Consider the following 26,331-nt stretch of genomic DNA (forward strand, 5'->3'; position numbering starts at 1 on the left):
GCTTATTCCGGGCGGCCGGCTCCTTGCGCTTCATGGATTTAACTTTTGATCGCCCCCATCATCATGCCTTTGACGAAGTATTTCTGCACGAACGGGTAGACCATAATAATCGGCAGTGTCGCCACCATCGTGACGGACATCCGAATGCTTTCGCTTGATACCGGCACACGGCTTGAACCTTGCGCCAGCTGTGCCGCATCGGACATCATATCTCCGGTCTGAAACTGATTCAAGATTTTAACCAATACGGCCTGCAGCGTCTTAAGATCAGGCTTGTAAGTGTAGATATACGAGTCGTACCATGAATTCCAGTGTCCGATCGCCAGGAACAGGCTGATCGTCGCAAGCACGGGAACGCACAGCGGCATAATAATCCGGAAAAAAACTTGAAGGTCGTTTGCGCCGTCGATTTTCGCCGACTCCTCGATCTCGCCCGGCAGCTGCTCAATAAAGGTTCGCACGAGAATCATTAGAAATACTCCGATCATGCCCGGGAAGATGAACACCCAGAACGAGTCGATCAATCCGAGTGACTTGATGACCATGTAGGTCGGAATCAAGCCCCCGCCGAAATACATCGTAAAGACGAAGAAGAAGGAGAAAAATCTCCAGCCTAGCAGATTGCGCTTACTGAGCGTGTACGCCAGCATCGAGATACAAAAGACAGAGACTGCCGTACCGATCACGGTGCGCAGCGCCGTTACCTTAATCGCGCTCCAAATCTCCGGATTATGAAAGATCGTATTATAGCTCTCGAATGTGATCTCTCTCGGCCACAGGAACAATCCCCCGCGCAGCGTATCCGTCGCGTCATTTACAGAGATAATAAGAATATTCCAGAACGGATAGAACGTTACGATAAAAATGAGACACAGAAATATATACAGCACGGCATCGAACAGATGCTCGGCAGTCGTTTTTTTGCTTATCATGCGTTACCCTCCAATCTCGATCGATTTAGTTTAGAACAGCGACTGCCCGTTGACCCGTTTGGCAGCGAAGTTAACGATAATGACGATAATAAACGCTACGACGGAGCTGAACATTCCTACTGCAGAAGCATAGGAGAACATACCGCTCTGAATCCCGAACCGGAACGAGTAAGTAGACAATACATCGGAATAATCCTTGGTCAGCTCATTGCCCAGCAGGAAGTGCTGGTCAAAACCTGCATTCAGAACGCCGCCAAGCGCCAAAATCAAAAGAATGACAATCGTCGGCTTAAGATGCGGCAGCGTAATGTAGCGAATTTGCTCAAACCGGTTGGCACCGTCCACCTTGGCCGCTTCATACAGCTCCGGATTAATCGACGAGATGGCCGCCAAATACATAATGGAGCTGTAGCCCATATCCTTCCACGTGTTGCCGAGCGCGACGATCCACCAGAAATATTTGCCGTTCTGCAGGAACAAGACGCTCTCATCCGTCAGGTTCAGAAACTTCAAGATCGCGTTAACAGCCCCGTCCGAGGATAGCATCGTTACGATAATGTTGGCCGCGATAACCCAAGAGATAAAGTAGGGTAAATACGATGCCGTCTGCACCGTCTTCTTGAACGCGACATTCTTAATCTCATTAATTGCGATGGCGATCAGGATCGGCATTGGAAACGAGAACAGAATCGTAATGAGCGTTGAAGCGAGCGTATTTCTCATTATGATGAGGAAATCGCCGTTCGTGAAGAAGTAGTGGAACCAGTGGAAGCCTACGAACTCGCTGCCAAACAGCGTCTCCCAAAATCCGCCAAGCACCGGCTGGTAATTAACGAACGACATATACAAGCCCGCCATAGGCGTATAAGCGAACAAGACCGCCCACGCGAGTGCCGGCAGCATCATGAGGAACAAATATTTTTGCTGCTTGAAGACCGTCCATACGTTACCCCGAGGAATCTTTAGCTCTCTTCTTTCTTGTACATTCGTGTTTGCTTGCATGCATGACACCTCGCTGTTTAATTGATAAATAAATTATAGGTCCAGCCAAAAACCGAAGTCGATATGACAATGTTCCGATTCATGCTTGAAAATAACTTTCATTTTGCGCAGCATATTAGGAACCGGACTGAAAGCGATATAATGGGGTTCCATAAAGGTCATGAAGGGGGATTCACAATCATGTACAGTATCTTTCTGGTAGATGATGAAGAGGTTGAGCTGGAAATGATGCGGGATTTCGTCAAGTGGGAAGAGATGGGGATCTACGTAGCGGGCACGGCCTTGAACGGCCATGACGCGATCGAGAAAATAAATGCGATTCAACCGGATATTATTTTGACCGACGTAAAAATGCCGAAGATGAACGGAATTGAACTGGCCAAGCTCGTCAGCGAGCGATTCGAATGGATGAAGATCGTATTCCTGACCGGCCACGATGAATTCGATTACGTCAGGTCGGCGTTAAATGTCGGGGCAGTCGGCTATCTGCTCAAGCCGCTCGATCTCGATGAGATTGCCGAGCTTATGGAGAAGGTGAAGCAGAAATGCGAAGAGGCCCGCCTTCAGAACAAATCGGTTCAAGGCACGAAATCCAACATCGTCAAGGAACTGATGTACGAGAAAAATAAAGAACGTATGCTTAACCTCGTTGCCAGCTTCAAACGCCTGGAGCGGCGCAATGTAGAAGCTCCGCTTGACGTGACGCTCACCCTCTGCAGCGTCGATGAGCGCTATCGGCAGACCGGGATTCCTATTCCTATGGATGAATGCGTCGCCCGCCTGCAGCTGATCGCCGATCATTTTTTCCGCGAAGAGCGTAAGGAAGCTTGCACAACGGTGTCTCTGCGGGAGGGAGAACTCGCCATTATAAGGGATGCTGAGCTTAACGGGGACAGCCGGCCGCTGTGGACGGCATTCGCGGAAGCGGTGCGTACGGCGCTGCCCTGCACGATTACGATCGCCGTGGGCGATAAGAGCGGCGATCTGCTGGACGTAAATGACTTATACGAGCATGCAAGGGAATTGCTCAGCGAGCGGTTCTACGCTGGCTGCGGGAAGGTGCTTCATGCAGAGTACAGCCGCGGCAGCTTCGACAGCGACCAGCTTCCGCCTTTCGAGGAGAATGAACTGCTCGATACGCTCTATCAGCTTGACCGCGAGCAAGCAGAAGCGATCGTACGCAATTACATCGCCAAGCTAGCGCAGCTTCGGATCCGGCGGAGGCAAATTGGCGATTGGGCAGTCATGCTCGGCGACCGTCTCTCGGAGATTACCCGGACAAGCCCCGAGACGCTTGCCCCGCACACGGGAAGAAGCGAATATTATCACGCCGTCTACGAGAGCAATACGATACAGGATATCGAAGCGATTGTCCTGGAGGGAGTCAGCCACGCCTTGAACGCGCTGCAGGAGCGATCGACGGATAAGAACAGCAAGCTTGTCCATCAAGTAAGGGAAATCATTGACCGGACCTATCACGAGCAGCTCACGATCACAAGCCTTTCCAGCCAGGTGTACCTGTCGCCGAATTATATGCGCTCGATCTTCAAGGAGAAGACCGGCATGACGATTCATGATTACTTAACGAAAATTCGGCTCGAGAAGGCGAAAGAAATGCTCGGCGATGCCTCCTTAAAGGTTCAGGACATTGCCCAGCGGGTCGGCTACGAGAGTACCTCTTACTTCATCTCGTTATTTCTGAAAAACCAAGGAGTCACTCCGAATGAATATCGCAAAAATTTATAAGAAGCTGGGCTTCCGGAAAAACATGAACGGCAGGCTCGGGCTCGTCTTGAATATGCGTTTGCGGAACAAATTTTTTATTATCTTTCTGATCATTTCTATCCTTCCGTTCTCCCTGCTCTTCTATTACTCGTATTCCTCGGCCCGGAATCAGATCACGGAGCAGACATACGCCAGTCTCGGCGGAACGCTAAGCCAGATCAATACGAATATCGAGAACCGGCTGGATTATTACAAACAGCTGTCTACGCTGCTCTACATGGATTCGCAGCTGCGAAATTATTTATCCAACAATTATGAGCAAGCCTTCTACTATTTGGACGCGTTCGAATACATTAACCGGACCATGACTACCCTGCTTACGCTGAATTCCAATGTACGGGGCATCACCATCTATACCGACAACAAGACGCTCTATTCCGACGGCGAATATATCCGCTACACAGAGGAACTCCCTGCCCCGGTACGGGAGATGGCGCTGCAGGCAGCCGGAAATATTGTTTTCACGCAAACGATGGACGAGACCTCCGGCGAGCATTCGATTACGCTGGCACGCTCGCTCAGCTACTTCAGCCTCACGCACCCTTACGGAATACTGACCATTACTCTTAGCGATGATGAGATGTATTCCATGATCGAGAAGGAAAATATCAATAAGAGCGTCTTTATTATCGACAATAATGGCGTGGTGATCACGGCGGGAGACGAAGCTATGATCGGGAGAAGGCTTTATGATACCCATCCGATTGGGGAAAAGCTGAACGCGGCAGCCGGCAGGTTCGACATGACCGTTAACGGCGAGGAACGCTTCTATACCTTTAAGCAGCTAAGCAACGGCTGGAGAACGGTCATTACGGTGCCGTACAGCGAGCTGCTCGCCAATACGAACAAGTCGACGGCCCGCATCGTGTGGATTTCGCTGGGCGCGATTGCGGCTGCGATCGCTCTGATCTACGTCACGTCAAAATTGATTACGAAGCGGATCGAGCAGCTGCTGCAGCATATCCGCAAGGTCGAGCGCGGCGACTTCCAGGTCGCCGTACAGTTCATGGGGCATGACGAGATCGGCCAGCTATCCTTCGCCTTTAACAAAATGGCCTCCAAGATCCAGGAGCTGATCGATGACGTCTACGTGAAGGAGATTTCCATGAAGGAGGCCGAGCTTACGACGCTGCAGGCGCAGATCAATCCGCATTTTCTATATAATACGCTGGCTTCCATCTCCGCCTTGGCCGTTAAAGAGGGCGGCATGCAGGTTTACCGCATGGTCAATCACTTAGCGAAATATTACCGGATCTCGCTCAACAAAGGAAAGCGCATCATTCTTCTCGAGCAGGAAATCAATCTGGTGAAAAATTATATCTCTATCCAGGAAGTCCGGTTCAGAGGCAAGCTGCATATGCATTACGACCTGGACGAGAAGCTGTTCAAGCTGTCGACGATCAAGCTTATTTTGCAGCCGTTCGTCGAGAACTGCATTAATCACGCCTTATGGCAGGATTCCGGCGTCAATATTATCGTGAAGGTGTATGCAGACGGCGACGACATCGTCATGAAGGTGATCGATGACGGAATCGGGATGTCGGCAGCGGCGCTTGAGCAGGTATTTCATAAAACCGACAGTCCGTCCGGATACGGCGCAAGGAACGTCCATGAACGAATAAAGCTCACATACGGCGAGAGCTATGGCGTCAGCTTGTTCAGCAAGCCGGGTATCGGCACTACGGTAACGGTGCGTATTCCAAAGCGGGTACCGCATGACGCCTAACGGCTCGCCATGCCCTCCGGGCCTGTCCTCCCCCCTGACGGGAGACAGGCCTTCGGGCTTTTACTGCATGAAAGTCATTTTCCAATATGAATAGTAACAATGCGATATGGCTTCTGGTTCCAAAGCTTTCTACAATGAACATACGGCCGGGTTACACACAATGATTGACCAAAGAGAGGGGTACCAAGATGAAGAAATGGACGATCCTGCTGTCAGCGGTGTTAACGTTTACGCTCCTGGCAGGCTGCGGAGACAAAGCTGCGCCAATCGCTAATGAAGGGGCAGCTTCGAATGATTCGTCACCGCTGCAGCTGACATGGTTCGATAAAAATACGGGAGACGCCTTCACCAATCCGGTTGCGAAAGCGATTACCGGAAAAACGGGCATTTCGCTGGAAATCCAGCAGCCGACAGGCAATCCGGTAGAGAAGCTCAATCTTATGCTGGCGAGCAACACGCTGCCGGATGTGCTTATGCTGGACCGCGGCAGCGATATTATGAACAAATATATCGCTACGGGCGCGATCATACCGCTTAACGATCTTATCGATCAATACGGTCCGAACATTAAGAAGATGTACGGCGACACGCTGAAGAAAACCAGAAATCCGGACGGCAAAAACTATTACCTGCCTAACTGGTACGGCCTGGAGCAATATCCGGTATTCGGCTTCCTCATGCGCATGGATATTATGAAGGAGCTGGGCGTAGGCGACAAAGTAAGCAACGGCGAAGCGTTCACCGCTCAAGAGTTCGAGGATCTGCTCGTTAAGTTCAAGGAAAAATATCCGACGATTGACGGCAAGCCGTCCATCCCGCTCACGCTGAACGGCGAGAACATGGGCGCCGTAACCGGCACATTCAAGGGTATGTTCGGCATGATGCCTTACTACGAAAAGGACGGGCTGCTGCTGAAGGATGTCCGCGATCCCCGCTATCTCGAGATGGTCACGTACATGAATTCCCTTTATAACAAAGGCCTGCTCGATAAAGAATGGGTGACGCTGAAGAAGAAGCAGTTCGAGGAGAAGCTCGGCGCCGGCAACGTATTCGCAACAGCCGAGGCATCCTGGAACGTCGTGCCTTCAAATGAAGTGCTGAAAACCGACGCGAAGGATCAGGCGAAGCGCGATGAGCGCCAGTTCTACCAATATAAAGTGATCGCTCCGGGCATTGACCCGGCCAAGACGACATACAGCCCTAAGAGCTCGCTCGGCTGGGATGGCGCAACGATCTCCAAGACGAATAAGGATCCGGTACGCACGATCAAGTTCCTCGACTTCCTGGCAAGCGAAGAAGGCCAATACCTGATGATGTGGGGAATTGAAGGCGAGCATTGGGACATGGTGGACGGCAAGCACACGCCGCGTCCGGAAATTATCGACGAGTTTAATAAAAACTTCGCGGAAGCTTCGAAGAAGTACGGTATCCGCAAGTGGACGTGGATGATTAAGAACGGTCCGGGCAGCGACGGCACCGCTTACGACCTGATCTACCGTTACCAGACGGATGCGACTACAGCGCTGGCAATCAAGAACTTGGCCGATTCCTCCTTCGACTCCGCCGAATACGATAATCTGGGTCCTGCCGGCGGCACGACGGAAGCGATCATGGAGCAGAAGGTTAACGAAATCATCAGTAAATATTTCTTGAAAATGGTACTCGCTCCGTCCGAAGGACAAGTATCGCAGTTTTACGATCAGATGCTGAAGGAAGCGGAAGCGGCAGGCCTCTCCAAACTGGAGAAGGTTTACAATGACAACTACAAGCAGCGCATGGAATTGTGGAAATAACGACCGGTAGCCCGTTCATTCAAGGAAGTCAAAGACGCTGTCTTTGACTTCCTTCTTTCCAAGCGCACTCAAAATCAAATAGAGGTGATGGCATTGACGATTCATTATGACGCCGAAAGGCGCATTTTCTCCATATCCACGAACAACAGCTCCTATGTATTCGGCTTGAATGACAAGGGCGGCCTGCAGCATCTGCATTGGGGCGAGCCGGTAACCGCCGCTGATTGCGCGCCGCTGCTCCGCTCACGGTTCCACAGCTCCTTCGACGCCGAGCTGGAGCGCGAAGCCGAGGAATACAGCTTCTGGGGCGGGCTTACTTATGCCGAGCCGTCGCTGAAGGTCCAGTGGCATGACGGCGTACGCGATCTATGCGCGAAATACGTAGGGCATCGGATTGAAACGCTGGACGGCAAAGTGACGCTGACCATCACGATGAAGGATGAGGTCTATCCGCTGGAAGCGCAGCTCGCCTACTCCGTCATTCCCGAGCATGATCTGATCGAGCGGTCAGCGGTTATCATCAACACCGGCTCGCAGGACATTCTCGTGGAAAGCGCCCAATCGGCCGCTTGGTCCCTTCCGGACTTGGCCGACTACCGCTTGACTCATGTGACAGGCAAGTGGTCCGGCGAATTCCAGCTTAGAGAGACGGTATTGTCGGAGGGCAAAAAGGTGCTTGAATCGAGACGCGGCTTCACCGACGGCCATGCGAACCCCTGGTTCGCCGTCGATAACGGACAAGCATCCGAGGATGCCGGCAAGGTGTGGTTCGGCGCGCTCGGCTGGAGCGGCAACTGGAAGATCGTCGCTGAGAAGACTGCCTTTAACCAAGTACGGATAACGGGCGGCATTAACGACTTTGACAGCGAGTGGACGCTCGGTCCCGGCGAGCGGTTCGAGACGCCGGCCTTCGTCGGCGGTTACACGGCGGGAGGCTTCGGTTCAATGAGCCGTCAGCTGCATCAGTATCAATACGATTACATTACGCCTAGCCGGGATTTGCGTAAGGTACTGTACAATTCATGGGAAGCGACTTACTTCGACGTGAAAGCCAAGGATCAGATGGCGCTTGCGGAGAAGGCTGCCAAGCTCGGCGTCGAGCTGTTCGTCGTCGACGACGGTTGGTTCGGGCAGCGCAACCATGACCGTGCCGGTCTGGGCGATTGGACGGTCAATCCGGATAAATTCCCGAACGGGCTGAACGAGCTGATCGATAAGGTTCGCGGGCTCGGTATGGACTTCGGCATCTGGGTGGAGCCGGAAGCCGTCAATCCGGACAGCGAGCTCTACCGCAGCCATCCGGACTGGGTCTATCACTTCCCGACGCGTGCGCGGACGGAGCTTCGCAACCAGCTTGTGCTTAATATTACGAAGCCTGAGGTCAAGGACTATATTATTGCTTTCATGACCGACCTTTTAAACAATCATCCCGTTACGTTCATTAAGTGGGACATGAACCGGACCATAACCGAGCCGGGCATGAAGGATCATCCGCTTAACCGGCAGAAGGAATTGTGGATTCGCCATGTGCACAGCCTGTACGATATCTGGGCGGAGCTCCGCCGTCGCTTCCCTCAGGTGGCATTCGAGACATGCGCAGGCGGCGGCTCCCGGATCGATCTCGGCATGCTGCGCTACGCCGACCAGGCTTGGCCGAGCGACAACACCGACGCCTTCGACCGGCTCAGCATTCAGGAAGGCTTCTCTTACGCCTATGCGCCTAAGATGATGACCTGCTGGGTGACGGAAGCGGTAAGCGGAATGAACAAGCGGGTTACATCGCTCCAATACCGGTTCCACAGCGCCATGACGGGCACACTCGGCATCGGCTCCAACCTGAATGAATGGAGCGATGAGTGGATCGAGCAATCGGCCGCCTTGGTCGCGCAGTACAAGGCGATACGGCCGCTAGTCCAATACGGCAGGCAGCACCGTCTCCAAGCGCTGAAGCATAAGGGCGTCTCTGCCGTGCAGTATATCAGCGATGACAGCAGCGCGAGCGTCCTGTTCGCCTTCCTGCATTCGCAGAAGCTGGGCGATTCGCTTCCGCGGCTATGCCTGCAGGGCCTGGACCCGGACAAAACGTATGCCATCGACCAATTGGAAGGATGCTGGAGCGGCCGCGCGCTGATGAATATCGGCATCGCACTGCCGCTGCGCGGCGATTTCGACAGCCTGTTGTACCATATTAGAGCACAGCACTAACAATTGGATGGGAGAAGCTATCCCCTTCCGTGTACTTCGGTATTCGGAAGGGATTTTTTATTCCGGTTCGCCTCGCCAATACGGCAGCAACGAACGTTAAAAAAGGAGCAGTCACGCATGAGCAGCATCAGCTGGGAACGCAAAGATATAGAAGGCTATGAGGGATGGATCGGGCGCAGCCCCTTCGTGGAGCTGGCGCTCTCTCCTAAGCTCGGCAGCAAGGTCGTCTCGTTAATCAATCCGAAGAACGGTCGGGAGTGGCTCTCCCGTACAAACCTGCCGCTCGGCAATCAGGGATATGCCAGCTCCTTCGCAGACGGCGACGGGAGCGGCTGGGACGAGATGTTCCCGACGGTTAATGCCTGCCGGTATCCCGTATTTCCATGGGACGGGACGGAGCTTCCCGACCATGGCGAGGTTTGGTCGCTACCTTGGAAATCCGAGCTGCGCGGGAATACGCTTCATTGCGTTGTAGACGGCATCCGTCTGCCTTATCGTCTGGAGAAAACGTATTCCTTCACAGCAGCGGGACGATTGCGGATTGATTATTTATTACGCAATCGTATTCCTTATCCGATGCCTTTCCTCTGGGCGGCGCATCCCTTGTTCCAGATCCATGCCGGCATGGAGATTATTGTTCCTTCCGGGCTTGAGCGCATTGCCGTCTCCTATTCACACAATGACAGGCTTGGCCCGCGCGGCACGACGAGGGACTGGCCAAGACCGCTGCCGGAGGAACCCGGCATTCGGCTGAACGTGACCGAAGCGGCGGAAGCGCAAACGGCGGAAAAGTTTTATTTCTTGGGGGAGCTGCCGGAAGGGCAAGCTTCGCTTTACGACCCTGGAACGGGCGAGCGTCTGACCATGTATTTTCCCAAGGAAAAGGTTCCCTACTTGTCCATATGGGCCAATTACAGCGGTTACCTCGGCCAATATCACGCAGCCATCGAACCGGCCACCGGATTTCTCGATGATCTGGCCTACGCCAAGGAGCGCGGCATGATTACCGAGGTTACCGGCCTCGGCAGCTGCGAATGGTATCTGGAGATTGAACTGTCCGGCAGCTAATCCCCGTCTGAACCTATAGACGGTCTGCCCTGCTGTAACAATCGGCACCGGCTCTCCGGGAAGAACCGGTGCCGATTGCATCCCTGCGGCTATCCGTTCTTATAATGCCGCAATATGCGTGGTTAACCGTCTGTTTTGCACGACAGCGGGCATCATTTGTCGGCTAATAAGTATATCGCTTCATCAACGCTCACTTCCCGCTCGGTCCGCTCTTCCATGTCCTTTAAACGGACCCTTCCAGCCTTCCATTCCGTTTCCCCCAGCAGCAGCGCATAACGGATTCCGCTGCTTGCTACCGAGGCGAGAATATTTTTCAGCTTTCGCCCGCTCGTATCGAGCTTCACCCGAATGCCGCTCGCGCGCAGCTCAGCCGCTGTTTGCAGCATTTCCGCAGCAGATACGCCTGCGGGAATGAGGACAACCGCAGCGGCAGCCGCTTCCGTCGCACGATTTTCGAGCAGCGCCATAATCGACTCCATGCCAAACGATAACCCGGCCGCGCTGTATTCGATATCGTCCCTGCCGGCCAGCTGTCCAATAATCGCATCATAGCGCCCGCCGCCGCCCAAGCTCGAAGAGAAGCCGCCCGCTGCATCAAATATTTCATAGACCGTTCCCGTATAGAACGATAGCCCGCGCGAGAGAAATGGATCAAACACGCAGTCCTCCGCCAGTCCAATCTTGCCCAACATATCCCGTACTGCCAGCACCTCCAGCGCTCCCGCGCTATTTTGCAGACCGTATATGTCCATAAGCTCCTCGAGCGACGGATTTTCTATTGTAATCAGCAAGGTAACGGCATCCCTCAACCCGTCCGCCAATCCTTTCCCGGCAAGCTCTTCCTTCACGCCGTCCGCTCCGATTTTTGCGAGCTTATCCAGCGTCAGCATGACCGACAGCGAATCCTTGGCTGGAACTCCGATAGCAGCCAGAACCTCGCCTAGAAACCGTCTATTGTTCCATTTCAGCTGAATCTTAAGCGACAGCGTACGGAATACGTCGACCGCCAGCTGCATCAATTCTACCTCCGCTTCAGGCCCTTTTACCCCGACAACATCGACATCGCATTGCAAAAACTCCCGCATCCTCCCGCGCTTAACGGGACCGTCACGAAACACCTTTCCGATCTCATAACGCTTGAAGGGCATCTCGATCCCCGGATTTAATGCGATCACCTTGGCGAAAGGGATCGTCAGGTCATACCGCAACCCTAATCGTCGCCTTCGCTGATCCGTCAGCTGGTACATTTCCTTCATAATTTCATCGCCGCCCGCGTATTTGGAGGTCAAGAAATCAAGCCCGGTCAGCTCGGTCGTCACCATTTCATCGAAATCATAGAGCTCAAACTTTTTACGGAGAGTTGCTTGTATCTGCCTCCTGAGCGCCTGCTCCTTGCCAAAATAATCATAAGTACCCTTCACATTCTGCATCACGATCATTCCTCTCCCGGATTATTGGAATAAAAAAAACGCGCAGGACCTCATGGTCCTGCGCGCATCGTATGCTGCAGGGAGGCCAACGCGAGAAGCGCTAGCCCACCCTGAATGTTGTTCAGGTGTGCTAACGCTTGGTGAAATAATGATGCTGATTCAATTGGAATTTGTACATGATACCCAATCCCTTCGACTGAATTAAAGTGATTATAGCGAATCAACGCTTGTTTCGCAACTGTATTTTTAGCTGCCGTATGTTTAACTGCTTATATGATTAACTGCCTTAACCAACAGCACTTTGCACCTGCAGCCCGTTATCAGTACCTGTATTTATTAGCCGAATTAAGCCTCAAACGGCCATATGCAGCAAGGATAACCAGAAGCAATACGATAGCCGCTAGTATATGGGCATGGTCCAGCAGAAAGGAACGGCTCCCCCCTGGCGTCGTTAAAAGCAGGCCCTTGGCAGCCTCACGCCCCGGAATGCCGTATACGAAGCAGTACATGACGTTTAAGCCCGTATGTATACCCGTATTCATCCAAATCGATCCCGTTTTTAGAAGCACATAACCAAGCAATAAACCGAGTATAACGGAAAATATAGTGTTCGAGATGCTGAAGCCAACCAGCCATACATCATCCAGCGCATAAATAAACGCGGATATAAGCAATAAATAAACGTTCAGCACTTTACCCTTAAGATGAGCAAATATATAGCCCCGTACGATGAGATCATTCATAAGCGAGCCAAGAAACATGCCTGCAAACGTCTCGATAACAAAAATAACGGCTTCCGGCGCTTTCTTCACACCGGTAATCTCAAAGTCTCCAAAACCCCATAAAAGCAAGTACATCGCTGCCCAAATGCCTGCGCCAAATAAAAACCCGATCCGGAGATTTCTTTTCCAGCCAAAATGAGCTTTTACACCCAAATCGCCTATTCCGTTTAAGCCGGTCAGCTTAGCAACATGATGGGCTAATACAAAAAACAAGCAAGCATACAACAGCCAAGAGACGGTATCTAGCGGAAATAAACGCGGAATGAGATTAAAATATAAATCGATAATAAGGAAACCGATGACTGCAAATAACATTCCCATTGCCTAAGCCCTTCCTAATCAAAATCATAAATGGTTCTCGACCAATGAACGAAGTCATGTCAGGTTATAACTTCAAGTATATTCGCGAGACCGCCGCTTATTTCCTGCTAATTGCTATTGGGGTTTACGGTCTTATCTAGAACATAAAGCGGCTCTCTCGCATTTAAATCGATCCATATGTTATCATACAAATGGAATAAAGGAAGGGAATGCAAAATTTGAGGAGGATATTGGAATGCTGTTTAATAACAAACGTCTTGGGATGATGCTGCTTCTTATGCTCATTCTGCTCGTTGTGGCTTCGGGCTGCGGCGCAAGCAAGAACGCGGCTGGGGACAAAAGCTCCGGCGCAAGCTCGAACAATGGCAATGTGAGTACGACTCCCCCTACTGAAGCGCCAGTAGAGGATGGTCCTGAACTGCTGGGTCCAGACAAGCACCCCGTCGTGACCATCCAACTAAGCAATGACAAAATCATTAAGCTTGAGCTCTATCCGGAAGTTGCTTCTAATACGGTGAACAACTTTATTTCTCTCATAAATAAAGGTTTTTATGACGGGGTCATTTTCCACCGCGTTATTCCAGGGTTTATGATTCAAGGCGGAGATCCTGAGGGTACGGGAATGGGCGGTCCCGGCTATAGCATTGCCGGCGAGTTCAGCAGTAACGGCTTCGAGAACAAGCTGAAGCATACGCGCGGCGTGCTTTCGATGGCGCGTACCGGTGAGCCGGATACCGCAGGCTCGCAGTTTTTCATCATGGTTGCCGACGCGCCTTCGCTCGATAACAAATACGCCTCCTTCGGCAAAGTAACGGAAGGCATGGATGCGGTAGACGAAATCGTGAATCAGACAACCGGTGCGAACGATAGGCCGGAAACTCCGATTTCGATGAAAAAAGTAACGGTAGACACGCTCGGTATGACGTTCGAAGAACCGACAAAAGTAAAATAAGCAGGCGCAAGCGGCCATCGCCGTCCTTAGGCCCGTTAATGCGGTGAACGATTAGCAGCGTTAACGTTTCAAATCAACGCGGAATAGGAAATGGCGGTGCAGGGTGGGTGTCAGTTCAGTCCTGTACCGCCATTTCTTGCTTTCAGTCGATTGCAGCAGATTACGGGCAAGCGAAAGCTGCCTGTACAACCTTACTTAGTTTGATTTCACGAAACTAAATCGCGCCCGGGATGCGAGCAAGGCGGATTAGCTCTATTTTGCAAACGTAATCGGTCATTTTTTAAAGCTGCTCTCCCAAAACGCTGTTTAATTAGGCAAAATCAAACTAGACAACCGTTATCGGATTACGATCTGCATATAGTTTCATAAAATCGAATTAAACTGCCCAATGATGAACGATGCTTAGGCCTGATATTGAAAATCCCCCCTTCAGCTATGCAGTTATTTGGCTTCTGAGACAGCCCTTTCTTATTTGCGGGGCATCCTGAAGGGCCCTTAACCTTTCACTGCTCCGCCAACAATGCCTTTCACGATCTGCTTCTGCATGACGATAAAGAAAATAAAAATCGGAATAAGCGAGATGACGGTCAAGGTCATAAACAATGGCCAGTTAACCGAAAACTCTCCTTTGGCGGAATATACCTCAAGCACAAGCGTCGCATTGCTCTTCGAGTTCAAAAACAGCATCGGCGCCAAAAAGTCATTCCAAATCCACATCGTTTGATAAATGATGCTTGTAACGGTTATCGGCTTTAGCAGCGGCAAAATAATGCGCCAAAAGATCCCGCCTACCCCGCAGCCGTCAATAATCGCCGCCTCCGGCAGCTCCTTCGGAATCGACTTCATATAGCCCATCATCAGGAAGAAGACAAAGACCGCTCCGCCCATATACAAAATAATAAGTCCGTAGAGACGGTCGACAAATCCGAGATCGGTCATTAATTGAAACAACGGGATGAGCGTCGTCTGAAACGGAATCATAAAGCCTGCCAGCAAATACATCGTAATGAGCTTATTCGTCCGGTTCGGATTAAATACGATCGGATACGCCGCCATCGCCCCTATCAGCACCATAAGCAGCACCGATACCGCCGTGATGGTCAAGCTGTTGGTAAAGCTGCGCAGCAGCTCGGTTTCCTTGAATACGGTCACGTAGTTGGAAAATATCCATTTCTTCGGCAGGCTGAGCGGGCTTGTCGCGGTTTCCTGCATGCTCTTGAACGTATTGATTATAATTAAATAGAACGGGAAGAAGGTGATGGCGCCAATGGGAAGCATGAGCACATCCAGCAGCCAGTTCTTTTTGTTGTCGCTCGTCATTGGATTTTCTCCTCCCGCTTCTGCATCAGCTTCACTTGGAATATCGCGATTGCGAGTACGATAAGGAAGAAGACGACGGACATCGCCGAGGCGAGACCGTACTGCGTTTCGGAAATGCCCCGAAGCACGATAACCTGCGTAATCGTATGCGTCTCAAAGCCGGGGCCGCCGCGCGTTAGGGCAAACGGAATTTCGAATACTTTCAGGCCTCCGGTGAGGAGCAGCATCATGCTGATCGTCATGGCCGGCGCAAGCAGCGGAAGCGTAATTTGTCTAATTTGCTGCAGGCGGGTAGCGCCGTCAATCGCGGCAGCTTCGTAATAATCCTTCGAAATCGACTGCAAAAAAGCCAAATACAATACGGCATGCCAGCCGGCCGCGGCCCACGCCGAGATAACGACCGTCGACGCTTTCGCAAGCATCGGATCCGACAGCCAAGGCTGAGGGCCCACCCCAAACAATTTTTCCAATATGCTGTTCAGCACCCCGGAGGAGATTGGAGCCAGAATGAAGCCCCAAATGTACGCCAGCAGCAATCCGCTCGGTATCGAAGGAAAAAAGAATATGGCGCGGTGCACATTTTTGCTCCAAAAGTTCTGGTCCAGAATGATGGCGAGCGGTATCGCGATAACGGTAATGAGCAGCGTGCTCGCGAACGCAAACAGCAGCGTAAAGGAAATACCGGATATGAGCGCTTCATCCATAAAGATTTTGGTGTAATTGCTAAACCCGACAAAGTCGTATGACTTAACATAGCCGTCAAAATTCGTAAAGCTCAGCAATACCGATTTGAGCAGCGGGTAAATGGAGAATAAGGTGTAAATCAATAGGATCGGGAGCAAAAATAATTGAAACTTGAGTTGCCGCAGCAGCTTTCCCATGTTGTCTCCTTTCCGGAAAAGGGCATTAGGACTGCCTAATGCCCTCCGCTTTCTTTACTTGTTTTCCATTTCCTTCAGCTTCTTATCGAGCGCCTCCGTTGCCTGCTCAGGCGTTATTTTGCCAAAGCTTAAATCCTGAATCGACACGACAAACTGGCTGCGCAGCGCCTCCTGATGCCTTGCCCATGATACCATCGGCAAATAAATTCTGCTCTTCATCAGACCGTCTTTATAGGCGCTTTCCATGACCGGATCAACCGTGCTTTCATAGCCGTTTGCTGTAATCATTCCGCCCGTACCGGTCTCAAACGCCTTCAAGCCTTCCGGAGATGCCAAATATTGCAGGAACAGCAGCGCCTCTTCCTTGTATTTGGTCTTGCTGTTAATAGCGAAACCTACGCCCGGCGCTCCGGCAAAATAATTCCCGCCTGCTTCATTAGGTCCAGGTATGGCCATCATGCCAAAATCCAGATCCGGATTCGTTTCCCTAAGCGTATTAATATTCCATGGACCGCCCGGGAACATTGCAACCTTCCCGATCGCGAACTCATTCACGATTTGGTCTCCGGTCAGACCGATCATATCCGGAGTCAAAATTTTGTTATCGATGAGATCGCGTTTCCAAATGCGGAACACTTCTGTCCAGCCCTCGGAGAAGGAAGCTTTCCCCTCAAACAACTTCGTATCGAAGTCAGGATCTGCGGCAAGCGTCAAGTTGCCGAACAGCCCCGAGTGGATGGTCGTTACATCCTGCATATTGTCATAATACGGTATGATGCCCGCCGCCTTCAGCTTCAAAGCCGCATCGATGAACTGCTCCCACGTCTGAGGGACACCCTCAACGCCGGCTTTGGCAAACAGCTCTTTATTATAAAATAATCCGCCTGCCCAGCCCGTTTGCGTAAAGGCATATGTTTTGCCGTCCTTGCTGAGCATCGGCTTATTGCCGTCCACCATCGTGCTCATGAAGGGTTCATTCGTCAGATCAAGCGCATAGCCGCCGTCAATAATCTCATTGCGGTTTTCCGCAGCCATGATGAAGATGTCGGTCGCCGTGTCGGACAATAGCATCGTCTGAAGCTTGGCGATATAATCCTTCACCGGCGGCGCATTCTGAAAGTCAAAGGTGATGTTCGGGTACTTCCTCGTGAACCCTTCTATGACGGGCTTCATCTCCTTTTCGTTATTCCAGGAAAGGATGCTCAGCTTCACCTTCTTGGCCGCGCCTTGACTGTCGCCCTCCGTTCCCGTTTCGGTTTTATTTCCGCTGCAGCCAGAAAGCACGAACGTGATAGCAAGGACGATGATGAGATTTACCGCTAACCACTTTTTCATTTTGTATCCCCCTTGAGCGATGTTTGAAAGCACTTACATTACCTATTGTAGGCATCCCGCTGCTGCATTTGAATGCAAATCGTTGCGCAAAAACTTGTCAATCATTGCGCTCTGCGAATGCACCGCGATATTCCCTTGGCGAGACATTATAATATTTTTTAAAGGCGCGGCTGAAATGGCTTTCGTCGCAATAGCCCGTCCGCTCAGCGATCATGCCGATTCTCCAATTCGTCTCCCGAAGGAATGAGGCGGCTTGCTCCATCCGAATTCTCGTCACATACGTCCAATAATTTTCATCGAACAGCTGCTTAAATTCCCTGCTTAAACGGAACTTGTCGATGTCAAAGCGGTCAGCCACCGTTTGCAGCGACAAATCGGCTTCAAAGTTGGTATCGACGTATTTTTTGATATGAGCGATTGCATCGTTTTCCGGAGCCGTTGCCGCAAGGCCGGCAGCATGCGCTTGTGCATATTTGCTCCAGAACAGCATCATCTCGTCAAAGGTCGTACATGCGTGGCGGTAAGCCCGCAGCGGCATGAAATCGCCGTTATAGCCGCCCAGCCCGCCCGCATGGCTGCTGCAAAACACAAACAGCAGCCGATGTGTCATTTCCTGCATCTCCTCAGGCTCGATTCGTCTTTGCTTGGCCGATTCAAAAAAAGGTCTGATCAGCTCCAGCGCAGCCGCCGCGTCGTAGCCTCTCCGCAGCTTTTCTTCTAGCTGAAGCCCTTCGTGACGGGCCGTGCGAAGCTCCGCCCCTTCCGCAAATAAGCCGTCCTCATAACGATAGATGCGGCCCGCTTCATAAAAGGCCTGCTTCGCCGCCTGCCGGCTTTCTTCCATTCGTTTAGGAAGCAGCGCAACCTCCTCCTCGTTCTGACTGAAGCCAAGCGTGAACGATTGCCCCGGCAGCAGGCGCAGCCATTCGCCTTGCCACTTCTCTCCTTCCAGCAGCAGCTCCGCATACCGGTCAGCATCGCTCAAGCCAACAAAGATGCACCATTCGCCGGTGTCCCCGCGGGGCGGCAGCGGAAACAGCTCGATGCCGCTTGCTTCCATAAAGCCGAGGTCCGGCCAACCGCTGCCTGCCTTCGGTCCGCGAACCGTCAATGCCGCATAGACCGAACTGCCGTACGCAGTCAATGCGGCTTTTGCCGCTGCCAGACAGTCATCCGTGAAACGCTCTAGCGCGGTCGCATTTTCCAGCTCTCTGAGAGCAAGCGCGCGCGCCTCCATACGGATATCCTGCACAAGAGCAAGCAGCAGCTCTTTCATCTGCCGAGCATCGACGGGCTTTAACATATACTGCGATACATTTAGGCTGAGCGCCTCCTTTGCATATTCAAACTGATCGTATGCGCTGAGGATGATCGTTTTGGGTTTATTGCGCAGCTGCCGGATATGCTTTAGCGCCTCAATGCCGTTCCATTCGGGCATATGAATATCGATAATAAGCAAGTCCGGCTCGAAGGCCTCCGTCATTTCGGCAGCCTCTTTGCCGTTATAGGCATGCCGTACTTCGGTAATGCCCACCGCTTTCCAATCTATCATTTTATTTAAAAACCGATGCAGCGACTGCTGGTCATCCGCAATAAGAAGCTTCATCCGCTCACCACTTCTCCTTCATTTATAGTAAGCCTGGCAGCACGATATAAACGGTCGTGCCCTCCTTGTACCTGCTGCGAACGGACAACCCGTACGACGGGCCGAAGGTCAGCTTGATGCGCCGGTCAACGTTAATTAATCCGATACTGCCCGCGCTGTCCTCTTTCCCCCGAAGACGTCTTGTCAGCCACTTCCGTCTCTCCCTCGTCATTCCAATGCCGTTATCGGTTACCGAAATACAAACGCCTCTCCGCACGGCCGCAACCTTTATCCCGATACGCGCGGACTGCGGATTTTCCCGGAACGCATGGACGATCGTATTCTCAATAACCGGCTGCAGCATCAGCTTAACGGTTCCGCTTCGCAGCAGCGCCGGATCGGCTGCTTCGAATGTAATTTGAATGCCGTCGTCGTATTTTTTATTAATAATATACAAATAGTCTTTCGCATTTCGAAGCTCATCCGCAAGCTCAACCTGCCCTTGATCCCTCTGCATGGAGTAGCGGAGCAAGCTGCTGAGCGAGAGTACCAGATGATTGGAGTCTTCCGTATTGCCGCAAACAATTTCTGTCTGCAGCAGCTGCAGCGTATTAAACAAAAAATGCGGATTGATTTGCGATTCGAGCGTCTTCAGCTGCGCATCCCGGAGCGCGATTTGAGCGACATAATTTTGCTTCACCAGCTGCTCGATTCGTCCTACCAGCTCTTTAAATTTATTGCCGATTAAATTCAATTCGCGGTATTTATAATTTTTCGGGATGACCAGCAAACTATCTTCCCCTATTCGATCAAGCGTAACCAGCAGCCGGGTGAACGGTCTCGAAATACGGACCGTAATAATGATGGAAATGAGCGTATTCAGCAGCAGGCATAAATATAAAATACCCGCCAGAGTGGCTTTAAGCGGATCAGCCTGCGAATACACGACAGACATCGGTACGGTGGAAACGATTCTTAGCCCCTTTATCGACGTAGGATGATAGATGACCAGCCTGTCCTGTCCTTCAATCGACGAGACGAAGCTGCCGGATTCGCTGGCATGAATCGCTTCTATCCCTTCAAAAACAAGATGTTCTCCTATCTTCTCAGGCTCGGGATGCACGATAATCGTATCCTTTTCGTCCAGCATAAAAATATTCTCCCCGTTCTGATCCGCGCTCAGCTCGAACAAACCGTTAATTTTTTGGAGATCGAGATTAGCAATAACGGTACCTATTACTTGCTGTCTGTAGCCTCTTACCGGCAGTGAAATCGCGAACGTCTGACTGTTAATTTTGGACAGCATCGTTTCCGTATAATAGTTTTGCTGATGCAGGTACAACGGTATAAAGCCTCTGCTCCCGCTTGAGGAAACCGCCTTCAGATACCACGGCTGATCCCAGAAAGGATAATTCCACTGCAGCGACTTGCGGTTATCCAGATTGTTGACATATTTATTCGTCCCCAGCATGAGAACGTCACTGATTAAGGTTTGAAGCGCCGTTACTCCCTTTGAAAGCTCCGCAATGCTTCGTTCATGCTGAATGCGCTCCTCCAGACTTAACGTATGATCCGGGTTCATAAGGGCGATGACGGAGGCATGCGACGCAAATTGGACAAGCGGACGCTTCGCCTCCTCTACATTGAAGTTAATGCCGCGCGCGGCCTGCTCCATTAATTTGTAACGGGAATCTATAATCTCTTCCCTTAGCGTGTGCGTAGAATCTTTAATCGATACGAGGCCGAGCAAAAACAGCAAAATCAAGTTAATACCCAAATACGAGAACAAAATGTTGCGAATAATCGATTTTTGCCAAAGAAAACGCAGCATGCTCCGAAATATCAAATGTTGCCCTCCTTGAATGAGTAGTTGTGAAGACAGCTTACTTCAATTATAATATATTCATTAATCGATTAATAAATATACAAATATCAAAAGCAGACCGAGGGGGAATACAGCATTGAAGAAATCCACCATTTTGCTCACGTTTATATGCTTCATGTCTATCATGAACGCTTGCAGCGGCCAAAATACCGGAAGCCGCGTTCCGGGAGAAAGCGCCGCGCCTGCAAACGCTGCTGAAACCATTATAACGGAAGCGGTTTCAATTGAAGAACCTGTTTTCGCAAACGCTTCCGTCCACGATCCGTCAATCATTAAAGCCGGCGGTACCTTTTACATTTTCGGATCGCATCTCGCTGCCGCGAAGTCGGCGGATCTTATGTCCTGGGAACAGCTTAACTCTAGTGTCTACGAAGGTAATCCGATTATACCGGACGTACTGACGGAAATGAGCGAAGGACTTGCGTGGGCGGAAACAGATACGTTCTGGGCAGGAGACGTTATCCAACTGCCGGACGGCAAATTTTATATGTATTACAGCATGTGCAAAGGCGACTCTCCGCGGTCCGTGCTTGGATATGCGGTCGCCGACAAGGTAGAAGGGCCTTATAAAAATAAAGCGATTATTTTGAAATCCGGCATGTGGAATGATACGAGCGAGGACGGGACGATCTATGATGCGACCGTGCATCCAAACGTGGTCGACCCGAATGTATTTTACGATAAAGACGGAATTCTATGGATGGTGTACGGCTCGTATTCGGGCGGTATTTTCATTATGAGAATGAACCCGGAAACCGGACTGCCTTATGAAGGGCAAGGCTACGGCAAGCGGCTGCTCGGCAACAATCACAGCCGCATCGAAGCGCCGTACATGATGTACAGCAAAGAAACGGATTATTACTATTTGTTCCTGTCCTACGGCGGGCTGGGCTCGGACGGCGGCTATAACATTCGCGTTGCCCGCTCGAAAAACCCCGACGGTCCTTTCCTCGACTCCGAGGGCAAGGATATGATCGACGCTTTCGGTGCTTACGGGACACTGTTCGACGATGTGTCTATCGCGCCTTACGGGGTCAAGCTCATGGGTAATTTCCAAATGGACAATGTGGACGGGGAAATCGCGAATATCGGAACGGGGTACGTGTCGCCTGGCCATAATTCAACGTATATAGATCCGGACTCCGGCAAAATGTTTATCATCTTTCACACCCGCTTCCCCTCCCGCGGCGAAGTACATGAGGTGAGAGTTCATCAGATGCTGATGAACTCCGAGGGCTGGCCCGTCATCGCTCCGCATCGTTATGCGGGTGAGACTGCCGGGAGCGTTACGGAGGACCAAATCGTCGGCGGCTATAAATACGTGAATCACGGCAAGGACATTACGGCCGATATTAAACAAGCCAGCCTGATTACGCTTGGCAAAGACGGCAAAATATCCGGCAGCGTAAGCGGCACATGGAAAAGCACCGGCGCTTCGACGCTCGATCTTACGATCGACGGGACGCTTTACAACGGCTCGCTGCTGCGCCAATGGAATGAAGGTACGCTCAGCTATGTCATGACGTTTAGCGCATTATCCAAAGAAGGGATTGCCATTTGGGGCAGCCATGTTTCAAAAGAGTAGCCGGTCGCAGTCATGTTCCCAGATTCCAATCATATGGTGGAGTATAAGCATGTTGCGAAGGATGGTGAAGCGATGTATGGCTATGTGCCCGCCAGTGTGGTCGATTTAACGAATCCGCTTATTAAGTCGCTGCAGGGGAAATATTTTTTGGGTGAAACGGATCAGCTGAATCCGACCGATTCGAACCGGACTTGGGGGGCACTCGTCAATCCCCCTCATTCGGGCGTTAATCTTTATTTGGCCGTGTATGTGATCAGTAATTTATCCGACGACAAGCTGGTGTCGCAAGTTTGCTTCTGCTCCAACTTGCCGACGCAGGGTAAACAGTCGCATGAGGTTTCAACCGCCAATCTGTCGTTTCATCCAAAACCGCTGCCGCGGGGGCAAATCCAGTTCGGCAGCAATCTCGATACAACTGCCCTGGCGGCGATTCCCGTATCCACGCGGGTCATTCCGTCCTACTCAAGCGTATCAAGCGAGAAAGAAGGCCACTGGATTATCGGTCCCGGCAATGCCATACTCTTTACGCTAACCAGCGCGCTGAACCACCCCGCCCCCGCCGTTCTCTCTTTCGGCTGGTGGGAGGAGGCTCACGGCCTATATTAGGAAAAGCATCTCTGATAGAATCCCCGGCCGAACAGGATCGGGGGTTTTGTGCTTGGCATGTAAGCATGCGGCACCCGCGTACCTTGACCGAGCACGGCTCCGTTACCTCCCCTTGCGTTTTGGCCGCCCATTGACAGTTCATCACTTAGTACTATATAGTACTAATATGAATGCTAAATCAAAAATATCCAATCGTGAGATCGCGCTCCAGTCGGCTGCCAGCCTGTTTTTGAGCAAAGGCTACCTCGTGACCAGCATGGACGACATTGTCGCCGCAAGCAAAGTGTCCAAAACGAACATTTATTATTATTTCAAAAGCAAGGAGGAGCTGTTGTCCGCCATTATTGAGAGGATGACCGAGCAATACGATACGCTCATTGCCTACATTGCAGATCAGACGGAGCTTCCCGTCATGGACCGGCTCATGAGGCTTATCCAGGTTCTCATCGAGCAAGACGCCGACTGCCTCGGAGGCTGCCCCTTCCTGACGCTCTATACCCAAACGCCGAAGGAAGCTGCCGCTATCCGCGAGCAAATCAGCCGTTTTTTCAGCAGGCAAAAGACCATACTCGAGCAGCTGATCGAGCAGGGCATCGCGAGGAAAGAAATCAACGGCAGCCTCTCCCCGCAGCTGACAGCAGCTTTAATTCTGTCGACGATCGAGGGCGGGCTGTTCCTGCAGCATGCCAATCAGGACCCGGCCATATTGCAGCATTCGCTTCAAGCTTTAGCTTCCATGCTAAAGTAATTTTTTTGACTATATTAGTACCAATCAGTACTAATTCACAAAACCTTAGGAGGACATTTAATATGGCACATGTATTCATTACCGGCGGAACAGGTTTTATCGGTCTGCAGGTTGTAAAGCGGCTTGCAGCCGAAGGTCACCGCATTACGGCGCTGGTCCGTTCGCCCAGCCGGCTAAATGAGCTCATCCAGCGGGCAGGCAAGGACAGCCTCGCCTCCTTATCCGGCGTCATCGGCGATTTAACAAAGCCTGGACTCGGTCTGTCGTCAAGCGACCGCGAGACCATATCTACTGCGGACGTCATTATCCACGCCGGCGGGCCCATGGATATATTGCTCGATGAGCAGCAGGCGAGGCAAGTATATCTGGAATCGGCCGGGCATATGTCTCTTCTCGCCAATGACCTGCACAAGAACGGGCATCTCCGCCATTTGATTCACGTTGTCGGCTTCAAGAGCCCCGTAACGGATCAAAACATGAACAAGCAAGATGCCGTACTGAAGCTCATTGAGCACGAATCGCCTTACGAGCGGCTGAAAATAACCGCCGATCTCCATGTCCGTCAGCAAGCCAAGCTAAGCGGCTATTCACTTTCCGTGGTTCACCCAAGCGTCATCATCGGTGATTCCGGTACCGGAAATACGGAGCAAACCGGCGGGCTCGGCATTCTAGTCGCATCCGCCAGACGGAAGCTGACGGGCACTGTGCCCGGAGGCCGAAAGCACTGGCTGCCGCTCGTCCATATCGACCACACCGCTGCATTCATTACCGCGCTTGTAAACGAGCAGCAGCCTATCAGCGAAACCTACTTCTTGCTCGATGAGCAAGCCGCAAGCCCCAACATGACCCAGCTTATAAGAACGATAAATAAAGAGCTCCGCGTCCCGGCGCCGATCGGCTCCATTCCCCTTTCCTTGTTAGCCAAGCTGTTAAACACCCGTATCGGCAGCAAGTTTGGCATTCCCGGGCAGTCGCTCAGTTTTATCGTCAAAGACTCCTTTCCGCTGCAGGCTGCCCGGCATATTCAGCAAAAATACACGCTGCCCGCTTCCCTTGAAGCATCCGTTCTTCCGCATGTCGTTGCCGATTTGGATTTTCGCCTGTCGCACGGGCAATCGGCTCATTCAGGCTTCGAGCGCAGCAGACGCGGGCCATTAGCCACACTTGAGAAATCGGTCGGCGGCAATCCCGTTATTTTGCTGCCCGGCACCTTCAGCGGAGCAGACTGCCTACTGCCGCTGGCCGCCGGGCTGAAAGGCCATGATATATGGGTCGCCGATCTGCCAGGCTTCGGACGTTCGCCTTATCACCATGCAGCAAATGTGATAGATGGACACGTCAATGCCATCATAGAGGCGATTGCAACGCAGCGGGAGCAGGTCACATTAATCGGCCACTCCTATGGCGCATTGCTCGCAGCCAAGGTTATGGAGCAAGTACCGGAGCGTATCCGCGCTGTCCGTCTACTGCAGCCCGTGCTCCATCCTGCAGGGTCCCGTTACAAGAGCCGGCTCGTTAATCGCATAATTCTGCCAAAGGTTACGAAAGACATTCTGCGCAAGGAGCTCGTCTCGCGAGGCTGCTTTGAGCATGCAGATGCTATCCCGCACAGCTATGCCGCCTATGCGCAGAACGAACTTAGCTCGCCCCGGGTCAGAGCCACCTTAGCAGATACGCTGGCAGCTTTGAGCCGGCCCGAGCATTTCCGGCTGCGGCCGGGGAGCTGGGATAACCGTAAAATTAGCATGCTATGGGGGACGAAGGATCTCGCTTATACGATTCCGGCAGCCTATCAATCCATCTCTATTGCACTCCTCCCGCACGGTCACCACTTCCCGATCTCGCATCCGGCGGAAACTGCGCAGCTGCTGCTCCGCTCAGGGCTATAGTTATGGTGAAGACACGTCGCGAATGTTAAAGCAAACAAGCCGCAAAAAAAGGGGATGTCTCAGAAGCTAATGGCTGCGCTGAGGCTCATTTCACTACCAGGCCTAAGCATAGTTCATTGGTACGCGGAGAGTTCATTCGATTCTATGAATCTATTTACAGAGCGTAATCCGAAAACGGCGATTTAGTTTGATTTAACCTAATTAAACAGCGTATTAGGAAAGCAGTTTCTAAAAACGACCGATTACGTTTGCAAAATAGAACTAATCCGCCGTATCCACACACCGCGCCCGATTTAGTTTTATGAAATCGAACTATGCCTGCCATTGGATTTGGAAGAAGATATACCATATCCATAAATTGAAATAAAGAAACGGCGGTTCAGGGCTAAATGATATGCTCCCCATACGGTAGACAGGTGAAATAATAAAAAGCCTGCTACTGTGAGGGGAGCTTTTTCATGTCTAGAGGAAAATATACTGCTTTGGAGAAACTCGCCATTC

At 51.6% G+C, this 26,331-nt stretch carries 20 protein-coding genes; 10 read left to right on the plus strand and 10 right to left on the minus strand.

All coding sequences use genetic code 11. The features are described from left to right. Window positions 1-38 precede the first annotated feature (38 nt). Complete coding sequence (locus tag AC0YNZ_RS17160) at window positions 39-932, minus strand: carbohydrate ABC transporter permease (protein WP_475827765.1); 894 nt, start codon at window positions 930-932, stop codon at window positions 39-41. A 30-nt stretch (window positions 933-962) separates the two neighbouring features. After that, window positions 963-1,934: an ABC transporter permease gene (locus AC0YNZ_RS17165; protein WP_475827766.1), complete on the minus strand. Its 972-nt coding sequence runs from the start codon at window positions 1,932-1,934 to the stop codon at window positions 963-965. Window positions 1,935-2,114: 180 nt separating this feature from the next. Here AC0YNZ_RS17165 and AC0YNZ_RS17170 point away from each other — a divergent pair, with 180 nt between their 5' ends. From AC0YNZ_RS17170 to AC0YNZ_RS17190, 5 genes are all read left to right on the plus strand, one after another. After that, entirely contained in the window at window positions 2,115-3,680 is a 1,566-nt protein-coding gene (locus AC0YNZ_RS17170) for a response regulator transcription factor (RefSeq protein ID WP_475827767.1), read from the plus strand. Beyond that, a complete protein-coding gene (locus AC0YNZ_RS17175; RefSeq protein WP_475827768.1) occupies window positions 3,658-5,445 on the plus strand; it encodes a sensor histidine kinase in 1,788 nt (595 codons plus the stop codon). Before AC0YNZ_RS17170 ends, AC0YNZ_RS17175 begins: the two co-directional genes overlap by 23 nt. A gap of 188 nt (window positions 5,446-5,633) precedes the next feature. Further along, complete coding sequence (locus AC0YNZ_RS17180) at window positions 5,634-7,238, plus strand: extracellular solute-binding protein (protein WP_475827769.1); 1,605 nt, start codon at window positions 5,634-5,636, stop codon at window positions 7,236-7,238. Window positions 7,239-7,331: 93 nt separating this feature from the next. After that, window positions 7,332-9,443 carry an alpha-galactosidase gene (locus AC0YNZ_RS17185; protein ID WP_475827770.1) on the plus strand — a complete coding sequence of 704 codons (2,112 nt, stop codon included), beginning with the start codon at window positions 7,332-7,334 and terminating at the stop codon, window positions 9,441-9,443. A 117-nt stretch (window positions 9,444-9,560) separates the two neighbouring features. Continuing rightward, window positions 9,561-10,511, plus strand: a complete 951-nt coding sequence (locus tag AC0YNZ_RS17190) for an aldose epimerase family protein (protein WP_475827771.1) — start codon at window positions 9,561-9,563, stop codon at window positions 10,509-10,511. Window positions 10,512-10,663: 152 nt separating this feature from the next. Here the strand turns inward: AC0YNZ_RS17190 and AC0YNZ_RS17195 are convergent, their stop codons facing one another. Both AC0YNZ_RS17195 and AC0YNZ_RS17200 read right to left on the minus strand, forming a co-directional pair. Beyond that, the gene (locus AC0YNZ_RS17195; RefSeq protein WP_475827795.1) at window positions 10,664-11,941 is read right to left on the minus strand and encodes a histidine--tRNA ligase; all 1,278 of its coding nucleotides are present in this window, start codon (window positions 11,939-11,941) and stop codon (window positions 10,664-10,666) included. A 320-nt stretch (window positions 11,942-12,261) separates the two neighbouring features. Further along, window positions 12,262-13,044: a CPBP family glutamic-type intramembrane protease gene (locus tag AC0YNZ_RS17200; RefSeq protein ID WP_475827772.1), complete on the minus strand. Its 783-nt coding sequence runs from the start codon at window positions 13,042-13,044 to the stop codon at window positions 12,262-12,264. Between the two features lie 235 nt (window positions 13,045-13,279). On the opposite strand from AC0YNZ_RS17200, the gene AC0YNZ_RS17205 reads away from it, so the two are divergent. Next, window positions 13,280-13,996, plus strand: coding sequence for a peptidylprolyl isomerase (locus AC0YNZ_RS17205; RefSeq protein ID WP_475827773.1), 717 nt, complete (start codon window positions 13,280-13,282; stop codon window positions 13,994-13,996). Window positions 13,997-14,491: 495 nt separating this feature from the next. Here AC0YNZ_RS17205 and AC0YNZ_RS17210 read toward each other — a convergent pair whose 3' ends face one another. From AC0YNZ_RS17210 to AC0YNZ_RS17230, 5 genes are all read right to left on the minus strand, one after another. Beyond that, window positions 14,492-15,316: a carbohydrate ABC transporter permease gene (locus AC0YNZ_RS17210; protein ID WP_475827774.1), complete on the minus strand. Its 825-nt coding sequence runs from the start codon at window positions 15,314-15,316 to the stop codon at window positions 14,492-14,494. Beyond that, the gene (locus AC0YNZ_RS17215; protein WP_475827775.1) at window positions 15,313-16,197 is read right to left on the minus strand and encodes a carbohydrate ABC transporter permease; all 885 of its coding nucleotides are present in this window, start codon (window positions 16,195-16,197) and stop codon (window positions 15,313-15,315) included. Before AC0YNZ_RS17215 ends, AC0YNZ_RS17210 begins: the two co-directional genes overlap by 4 nt. Window positions 16,198-16,251: 54 nt before the next feature. Further along, window positions 16,252-17,532, minus strand: coding sequence for an ABC transporter substrate-binding protein (locus AC0YNZ_RS17220; protein ID WP_475827776.1), 1,281 nt, complete (start codon window positions 17,530-17,532; stop codon window positions 16,252-16,254). 97 nt (window positions 17,533-17,629) lie between these two features. Continuing rightward, window positions 17,630-19,138, minus strand: coding sequence for a response regulator transcription factor (locus tag AC0YNZ_RS17225; RefSeq protein WP_475827777.1), 1,509 nt, complete (start codon window positions 19,136-19,138; stop codon window positions 17,630-17,632). A gap of 22 nt (window positions 19,139-19,160) precedes the next feature. Then, window positions 19,161-20,963 carry a cache domain-containing sensor histidine kinase gene (locus tag AC0YNZ_RS17230; RefSeq protein WP_475827778.1) on the minus strand — a complete coding sequence of 601 codons (1,803 nt, stop codon included), beginning with the start codon at window positions 20,961-20,963 and terminating at the stop codon, window positions 19,161-19,163. Between the two features lie 163 nt (window positions 20,964-21,126). Between AC0YNZ_RS17230 and AC0YNZ_RS17235 the strand changes: the two genes are divergently transcribed. The 4 genes from AC0YNZ_RS17235 to AC0YNZ_RS17250 all read left to right on the plus strand — a co-directional run bounded on the left by AC0YNZ_RS17235 (window position 21,127) and on the right by AC0YNZ_RS17250 (window position 25,830). After that, window positions 21,127-22,587, plus strand: a complete 1,461-nt coding sequence (locus tag AC0YNZ_RS17235) for a glycoside hydrolase family 43 protein (protein WP_475827796.1) — start codon at window positions 21,127-21,129, stop codon at window positions 22,585-22,587. 12 nt (window positions 22,588-22,599) lie between these two features. Continuing rightward, window positions 22,600-23,193 (plus strand): DUF6143 family protein, encoded by a 594-nt coding sequence (locus AC0YNZ_RS17240; RefSeq protein ID WP_475827779.1) that lies wholly within the window; start codon window positions 22,600-22,602, stop codon window positions 23,191-23,193. A 166-nt stretch (window positions 23,194-23,359) separates the two neighbouring features. Next, a complete protein-coding gene (locus AC0YNZ_RS17245; RefSeq protein ID WP_475827780.1) occupies window positions 23,360-23,941 on the plus strand; it encodes a TetR/AcrR family transcriptional regulator in 582 nt (193 codons plus the stop codon). A gap of 62 nt (window positions 23,942-24,003) precedes the next feature. Then, the gene (locus AC0YNZ_RS17250; protein WP_475827781.1) at window positions 24,004-25,830 is read left to right on the plus strand and encodes an alpha/beta fold hydrolase; all 1,827 of its coding nucleotides are present in this window, start codon (window positions 24,004-24,006) and stop codon (window positions 25,828-25,830) included. 299 nt (window positions 25,831-26,129) lie between these two features. Here AC0YNZ_RS17250 and AC0YNZ_RS17255 read toward each other — a convergent pair. Beyond that, window positions 26,130-26,331: hypothetical protein (locus tag AC0YNZ_RS17255; protein ID WP_475827782.1), on the minus strand; the 202-nt coding region annotated here is incomplete at its 5' end.

The sequence above is a fragment of the Paenibacillus sp. J2L1-98 genome, from assembly GCF_056269405.1.